This window comes from Liquorilactobacillus sp., from assembly GCF_047719775.1.
Classification (GTDB): Bacteria; Bacillota; Bacilli; order Lactobacillales; family Lactobacillaceae; genus Liquorilactobacillus.
Map to the genome: position 1 here is coordinate 161,652 of NZ_JBDNTS010000003.1, position 7,137 is coordinate 168,788.

Annotated in this window: 6 protein-coding genes and 1 riboswitch; all 6 genes read left to right on the plus strand. The window is 38.3% G+C overall.

From position 1 onward, the window contains the following. The first annotated feature begins 34 nt into the window (after positions 1 to 34). The 6 genes from ABF682_RS02780 (at position 35) to serS (ending at position 6,497) form a co-directional block, all read left to right on the plus strand. On the plus strand, positions 35 to 565 hold the full coding sequence (locus ABF682_RS02780; protein ID WP_289981680.1) for a GNAT family N-acetyltransferase: 531 nt from the start codon (positions 35 to 37) through the stop codon (positions 563 to 565). Positions 566 to 567: 2 nt separating this feature from the next. Further along, positions 568 to 1,086: an Rrf2 family transcriptional regulator gene (locus ABF682_RS02785; protein WP_289981686.1), complete on the plus strand. Its 519-nt coding sequence runs from the start codon at positions 568 to 570 to the stop codon at positions 1,084 to 1,086. Between the two features lie 245 nt (positions 1,087 to 1,331). Further along, complete coding sequence (gene alsS, locus ABF682_RS02790) at positions 1,332 to 3,014, plus strand: acetolactate synthase AlsS (RefSeq protein ID WP_289981701.1); 1,683 nt, start codon at positions 1,332 to 1,334, stop codon at positions 3,012 to 3,014. A gap of 69 nt (positions 3,015 to 3,083) precedes the next feature. Further along, positions 3,084 to 3,261, plus strand: a riboswitch (Lysine riboswitch). Between the two features lie 211 nt (positions 3,262 to 3,472). Beyond that, entirely contained in the window at positions 3,473 to 4,936 is a 1,464-nt protein-coding gene (locus ABF682_RS02795) for an amino acid permease (protein ID WP_289981706.1), read from the plus strand. Between the two features lie 91 nt (positions 4,937 to 5,027). After that, positions 5,028 to 5,159 carry a hypothetical protein gene (locus ABF682_RS02800; protein WP_415618955.1) on the plus strand — a complete coding sequence of 44 codons (132 nt, stop codon included), beginning with the start codon at positions 5,028 to 5,030 and terminating at the stop codon, positions 5,157 to 5,159. A 69-nt stretch (positions 5,160 to 5,228) separates the two neighbouring features. Continuing rightward, on the plus strand, positions 5,229 to 6,497 hold the full coding sequence (gene serS, locus ABF682_RS02805) for a serine--tRNA ligase (protein WP_415618956.1): 1,269 nt from the start codon (positions 5,229 to 5,231) through the stop codon (positions 6,495 to 6,497). Positions 6,498 to 7,137 lie beyond the last annotated feature (640 nt).

A 7,137-nucleotide genomic window follows, 5' to 3' on the forward strand; every position in this document is an offset into this window, starting at 1 on the left:
TAGATAGACTATATCCAGTATTGGGGAATTAACAATGATTAGGGGAAATAAAATACGATTGCGGCATGTCCAGCTTGGTGATGTCGGTGATTTATATGAATATAGCTCTCAAAAAGAGGTTGCACAAGCGGCCGGTTTTATTCAGAGTGGCACGTACTCAGCGGCTAAGGATTTCTACACAGAGCTTGATACCGAATTGGCATGGGTAATAACTCTGCCAAATGGGAAAGTGATTGGAAATATTTGTTTGTATGAACAGGAACTTGCTTTTGTGGAACAGACCGTAAAGCGAGTGGCAGTGGGATATGCTCTCAATAATAAGTATTGGAATAAGGGTTATATGGCTGAAGCGATGCAGTTATTAGTCGAGTGGATTAAGAATAATAAAAAGATGATAGCTGTAATTGAGGCGTATGTGACCATCGAGAATGTTGCATCACAACGTGTACTGGAAAAAGCAGGATTTACGGTTTCTTCAGTTATTGAGGTTCCGTATTTTGAAGCACAACTTATGAAAAACAAAGTAATAGCCTATGAAAAAATTCTTGAAAAAAGGAGGAATTGAATATGCAGTTAACCAAAGGCTTTGAGCAGGCAGCATGTATTATTGCACTTTTAGCAACTCAAAAAAGAGATGTCCCGCTGTCGTCACAGATAATTCACGAAAGGATAAAAGGCTCACAAACCTATTTGCAAAAAATAATGCGCAAATTAGTAGTTGCGGGTTTAATAACATCTGTTTCAGGCAATAGCGGTGGATTTTCTTTGGCGAAAGATCCCAAAGAGATAACCTTTCTGCAGATTGTGAATGCGACTGAGGGGGATATAAAAACATATCCTGACTTAGGCTTTCTTGACTTAGTATTCAAAGACTTTTTGCCAATATCGCATGAAGCAACACATGTAATTGGTGAACTTTTTCAAGAAGCTGATAAACGATGGTGTGAATATTTAAGTGAAAAAACTGTCCATGATATCATCCTAGAAACTTTTGGTAACCGACAAGTTAAGTTGGTTGACTGGAACGATCCTGATGTGACGAAAAAACAAGAAATGGCAGAACTATTGAAAAATATTAAGTACTGAAAAATTGGTATATAAGCTCTTTTTTTGTAAAGTTACCCCTTTAACAAAGCATACTTTTTTTATTTATTGAATTCCTTAATTACAAGTAATTGCTTACATAAGTGATAATTATTTTGTTCACAAGGAAAAAACAAGCTAGTATTTGATAGTTCTCAATGCTATCATAATCCTTGAATTTACAAGCATCATTTATTAATTGATGCAGACAAGTCAGTATGAGTTGATTAAAAAGGAGTTTTGCTACAATGAAAGACAAAGGAAAATATTATGGTGCTGATGCTTTAATTGACAGCCTTGCAAATCATGACGTTGAATATGTATTTGGTATTCCTGGCGCAAAGATTGATCGTGTGTTTGAGAAACTTGAACATCCGACCAACCCCAGAGCGCCAAAGTTGATTTTGACCCGTCATGAACAAAATGCCGCATTTATGGCTGCAGGTATCGGTCGAATTACGGGCAAACCGGGGGTTGTATTGACGACCTCAGGACCAGGTGCAAGCAATCTTGCAACAGGACTTGTTACTGCAACTGCTGAGGGAGATCCAGTGCTGGCGATTTCAGGACAAGTTCAAAGAACTGATTTGCTTCGTTTGACGCATCAAAGCATGGATAATGCTGCTTTATTTGCACCGATTACAAAATATAGTGCTGAAGTGCAAGATCCTGACAATATCTCGGAGGTCGTTGCTAATGCTTATCGTGAAGCAGAGGCAGGAAAACAAGGGGCAGGATTTGTTTCTGTACCGCAAGATGTTGTTGATGCCGAAGTAAACACAAAAGTAATTAAGCCATTAATTGCGCCAAAATTAGGGCCAGCAAGTCCCGTTGAATCTACATTGCTTGCGCAAAGAATCAAGGCTGCGCAAATGCCAGTTTTACTTGTTGGAATGCGTGCCTCATCTCCAGAAGCAACAAAAGCAATTCGAACATTGATTTCGGAGACACATCTACCTGTTGTTGAAACATTCCAAGGAGCTGGGATTATTCCTCGTGATATGGAAAGTGATTTCTTTGGTCGTGTTGGTTTGTTCCGCAACCAACCAGGTGATCGTTTGCTTAAGAAGAGTGATCTGGTTGTTGCAATTGGTTATGATCCAATTGAATATGAGCCAAGAAACTGGAATGCTGCAGGTGATGCGAACATTGTTGTCATTGATACGATTGAATCCCAGATAGACAAGAATTTTCAACCTGAACGCGAATTGATTGGAAACATCGAACAAACATTGGATTTCTTGTTACCATACATGAAAGGATACAAGGTGCCTGAAACATCACGCAACTATTTGTCAGATTTACACGTCAAACTTGAAGAACGTGATGAAGCTCCAGCAGTTGAAAAAGAGCAAGTGCTAAATCATCCGTTGAGTGTTATCCGCGAGATGCAAAGCCATATAACAGATGACATGACAGTCACTGTTGATGTGGGGAGTTTTTATATTTGGATGGCACGCCATTTTAGAAGTTATGTGCCCCGTCATTTATTGTTCAGTAATGGGATGCAGACATTGGGCGTTGCACTACCATGGGCAATTGCGGCAGCTTTAGTTCGACCAGATGCGCAAATTGTTTCAGTTTCTGGTGATGGCGGCTTCTTATTTTCTAGTCAAGATTTAGAAACAGCAGTTCGTCTTAACTTAAACATTGTGCATATTATTTGGAATGATGGTAATTTCGATATGGTCAAATTCCAAGAAGAGCTTAAGTATGGACAGGATGCTGGTGTAAAATTCGGACCAGTGGATTTTGCCAAGTATGCTGAAAGCTTTGGCGCTACTGGATTGAAGGTTACAAAGGCAAGCGAACTTAAAGCGGTTCTTGATAAAGCATTTGCAACAAAAGGACCAGTTGTTGTCGATATTCCAGTCGATTACAGTTTTAATCATGAACTGGGTACACAAATTTTAGATGATCAAATTCATTAAGCAGCAGTTGAGAAAGATTGCACTTATTTACAGGTGTTGTCTTTTATTTTCGACAGCGTATAATTAAATATATCGAAAAGAGGTTGCAGATGATATTAGTAGCTGCTACGAAATGTTGAGGCATTGGTGAGTTGCAGTGAAAGGAGATTTTGCCGAAATAATTGGCTGCTTTAACAGCTAGTTGTTGGGATTCAGCTTAAGAGGCTGGAGACTGTCGTGCGGATTTGCGCGGAGAGCTATCGAGTATGACTTTTTATTAGTTTATGAATTATATGGGAGTGTGACATAAGCCATGAAAATTTTGGCTTATGAAACACATTTGTTCGTAATAAATAGAGGAGTTGGCTCAAAATTTAATTTTTGACCCAGCTCCTTTTTATCTACACTGTTATTCATATGTAAAGGGTTAATTGACTGAAGTACATGCTTGGTTGCCTCTTAAAAATTTAGGAGGAAAAATGGAAGCAAAAAAAGTTACAAGAAAAGTTAGTCGAACCCTAAAGACAAGACATTTGTCAATGATTGCTCTTGGGGGAAGTATTGGAACAGGTTTATTTGTTGCAAGCGGTTCTGCAATTAGTACTGCGGGACCTGGTGGGGCTCTAGCAGCTTACATAGGGATTGGAATAATGGTCTATTTTTTGATGACCAGCTTAGGTGAAATGGCAACCTATTTGCCGGTCACGGGGTCCTTTGCAACATATTCCAGCAGATTTGTTGATCCTGCATTTGGTTTTGCAATGGGTTGGAATTATTGGTTCAATTGGGCAATCACACTTGCAGTTGATGTCAGTACAGTTGCGTTAGTGATGAAGTTTTGGTTTCCTCATATTCCAACCTGGATATTTAGTATGGCAGCATTGGTAATCATATTTGCCATTAATGCATTTTCGGTTTTGTCATTTGGAGAAGCTGAGTATTGGATGTCGCTAATCAAGGTAGTTACGGTTATCATTTTCTTACTTGTCGGTTTTTTGACAATAATTGGCATTATGGGTGGTCATGCAGTAGGACTTGAGAATTTTGTTTACCACAAAGCGCCATTTGTTGGAGGAATTCCAACTTTATTAAGTGTTTTTGTAGTGGCAGGTTTTTCATTCCAAGGGACAGAGCTGATTGGAATTACAGCTGGTGAATCTGCGACACCTGAGAAGAGTATCCCCAAGGCAATTAAACAGGTGTTTTGGAGAATTTTGTTATTCTATATTCTTTCAATTTTTGTGATAGCTTGTTTAATTCCGTATACAAGCTCTAATTTATTAGGTTCAAGTGCGAGTGATATTACAATCAGTCCGTTTACACTTGTTTTTAAAAGAGCAGGATTGGCGTCGGCTGCTAGTGTGATGAATGCGGTGATTTTAACTTCAGTAATTTCCGCAGCAAATTCTGGGATGTATGCCTCTACAAGAATGCTTTTTTCACTAGCACATCATGGTAATGCTCCACGGATATTTAGTAAGTTAAATACACGAGGAGTTCCCTTCTATGCATTGCTGGGAACAACTGCGGTTGGGTTGCTGACTTTCTTTGCAAGTGTGTATGGTACTAGAATATATTCATTCTTGTTAAGTGCGAGTGGCTTAACGGGATTCATCGCATGGCTTGGAATAGCAGTTTCGCATTATCGTTTTAGAAAGGCATTTAAAGCACAAGGCAAGTCTTTGGACAATTTGAGGTATCATGCGAAATGGTTTCCTTTTGGCCCAATACTTTCGTTTATTCTGTGTGTATTGGTAATAATCGGACAAGATTTAAAGTCGTTTGCTAACTGGGATTGGCAGGCAATTGGTGTCAGCTATATGAGTATCCCATTGTTTCTAGTTTTGTTTTTCTATTATAAGATTAAGTATCATACGAAAATGATTCCATTGGAAAAAGTCGATTTAACACCGCATGATATTGCAAGCAAAAAAAGTGATTAACAGTTGCATTTTTATTGAAGAAATACTATTATTATGGATAGATGATATATCAGAAAACATTTGAGTACGCCTCAAGTAGACTTTCAGAGACATGATGGTTGGTGCAAATCATGAAGTCGAAATTCCAGCGTTCGTTATGTGGGCAGGTAATGCTGCACGGGAGACCGTTATTCTAGTTGAGTGCGATTTCATTGAAGTCGAACTTGGGTGGTACCGCGAATGAAGTCTTTTCGTCCCAATTGAGGGATGAGAAGGCTTTTTTTATTCAATAAAAATAGGAGGAGAAATAAAAATGTTAGATATCAAAATGATTCGGCTTAATGAAGACGAAGTTAAGACAAGACTGGCAACGCGCAATATTAAACCTGAAATAATTGATGAGTTGCTTGAACAAGATAAGGTACGGCGTGAGCTAGTTGTTAAGACAGAGAGCCTTAAGCAAAAAAGAAATGAAGTATCACAAGCAATTGCTCAAGCAAAAAGAAACAAGGAAGATGCAGCAGCTGCGATTGCCGAAATGAAAGAAGTCGGCAATGAGATAAAACAGCTCGATGGGCAGCTCAATATAGTGAATGATAAAGTTCTTGATATGGCAGCAAGATTACCTAATTTGCCTAACCCAACTATTCCTGTTGGTCCGGATGAAGCGGCAAATGTAGAAATTAAAGTTGTTGGAACTCCTCGTGAATTTGATTTTAAACCAAGGGCGCATTGGGATATCGGAGAAAAACTGGGAATTTTGGATTTTGAACGTGGAGCAAAAGTTTCAGGTAGTCGTTTCCTATACTATAAAGGATGGGGTGCAAAGTTAGAGCGCGCTATCTATAACTTCATGTTAGATGAACATGCTAAAGAAGGTTATACAGAAGTGCTGCCGCCGTATATGGTAAATGGGGCTTCTATGTTTGGCACAGGCCAATTTCCTAAGTTCAAAGAAGATGTTTTCCAGATTGAAGGCCAGGACCTAACTTTAATTCCTACGGCAGAGGTTCCTTTAACAAACTATTATCGTGATGAAGTTATTCCAGATGAAGATTTGCCAGTATATTTTACAGCGCTGTCACCATCTTTCAGATCAGAAGCTGGTAGTGCGGGTCGAGATACGAGAGGGTTGATAAGACTGCATCAGTTTAACAAAGTAGAAATGGTCAAATATTGTAAGCAAGAAGACTCTTATGATGAATTGGAAAAAATGACTTTAAATGCTGGCAATATTCTTGACAAATTAAGACTTCCATACCATATTATTACACTTTCGACTGGCGATATGGGCTTTTCTGCAGCTATGACCCATGACGTTGAAGTTTGGATGCCTACACAGCATGTATATCGTGAAATTTCAAGCTGCTCTAATTGTGAAGATTTTCAAGCACGAAGAGCACATATTCAGTACCGTGATGAAGAGGGCAAATTAAAATTTGTGCATACTTTGAATGGTTCTGGACTTGCCGTTGGAAGAACAGTGGCAGCAATCATAGAGAACTGTCAAAACGAGGACGGTACAATTACTGTACCAGAAGTGCTTCGTCCATATTTGAACGGCCTAGAGGTTATTAAGTAGCAAAAGATTGATTTATGGAATAGATTAAATAATCTAAGATTAGTTCTGACATTATATTGATGAAAATCAGTTAATGTCAGAACTTTTTGTTTTACATTGAAAGACGGGGGCAAAAGTTAAATTTTGATTCAGTTTCTCTATTTATTCCGTATAAACGTGTTTCATAAGTCAAAATTCTCCGTCTAACTTCGAATTACTCATAGCAAAGTGCCTGCTATGTTCGTAATTTCGAGTTAGTACTCAAATTTTCCCGACTTATGGCACACTCCCATTATGATCCATGTTACTTTCTTTTTTCAATGTGTTTTGTCTTACCGGTTTGGATGATGCAGATTCTCCACTATTGAGGATAAAAATAAAAAAAGTTGTTGACGCAATATGAAATAGTTGGTATGATATACATTGTTGTCGAGGAGATAGATTACTTTTTTCTCCTTGATAGGACGTACATAGTGAGGTTATTTTAACAGGTTGTTGATTTTGGAAATTTGTGATTGAGTTTGAAAAACTTATTGACATTCTAATGGATAACACGTATAATAATTTCTTGTGTCATGTCTAAGAGTAGACCTTTGAAAACTGAATAAAGTTTCGACAAATCAAATGTGTAGGGTCTCTTGTTTAGTACAAGAGCAAACAT

What these genes read in the sequence shown, in the direction of transcription:
- ABF682_RS02780 (WP_289981680.1), top strand. Translation starts at nt 35, where the DNA reads ATGATTAGGGGAAATAAAATACGATTGCGGCATGTCCAGCTTGGTGAT.
- ABF682_RS02785 (WP_289981686.1), top strand. Translation starts at nt 568, where the DNA reads ATGCAGTTAACCAAAGGCTTTGAGCAGGCAGCATGTATTATTGCACTT.
- alsS (WP_289981701.1), top strand. Translation starts at nt 1,332, where the DNA reads ATGAAAGACAAAGGAAAATATTATGGTGCTGATGCTTTAATTGACAGC.
- ABF682_RS02795 (WP_289981706.1), top strand. Translation starts at nt 3,473, where the DNA reads ATGGAAGCAAAAAAAGTTACAAGAAAAGTTAGTCGAACCCTAAAGACA.
- ABF682_RS02800 (WP_415618955.1), top strand. Translation starts at nt 5,028, where the DNA reads ATGATGGTTGGTGCAAATCATGAAGTCGAAATTCCAGCGTTCGTTATG.
- serS (WP_415618956.1), top strand. Translation starts at nt 5,229, where the DNA reads ATGTTAGATATCAAAATGATTCGGCTTAATGAAGACGAAGTTAAGACA.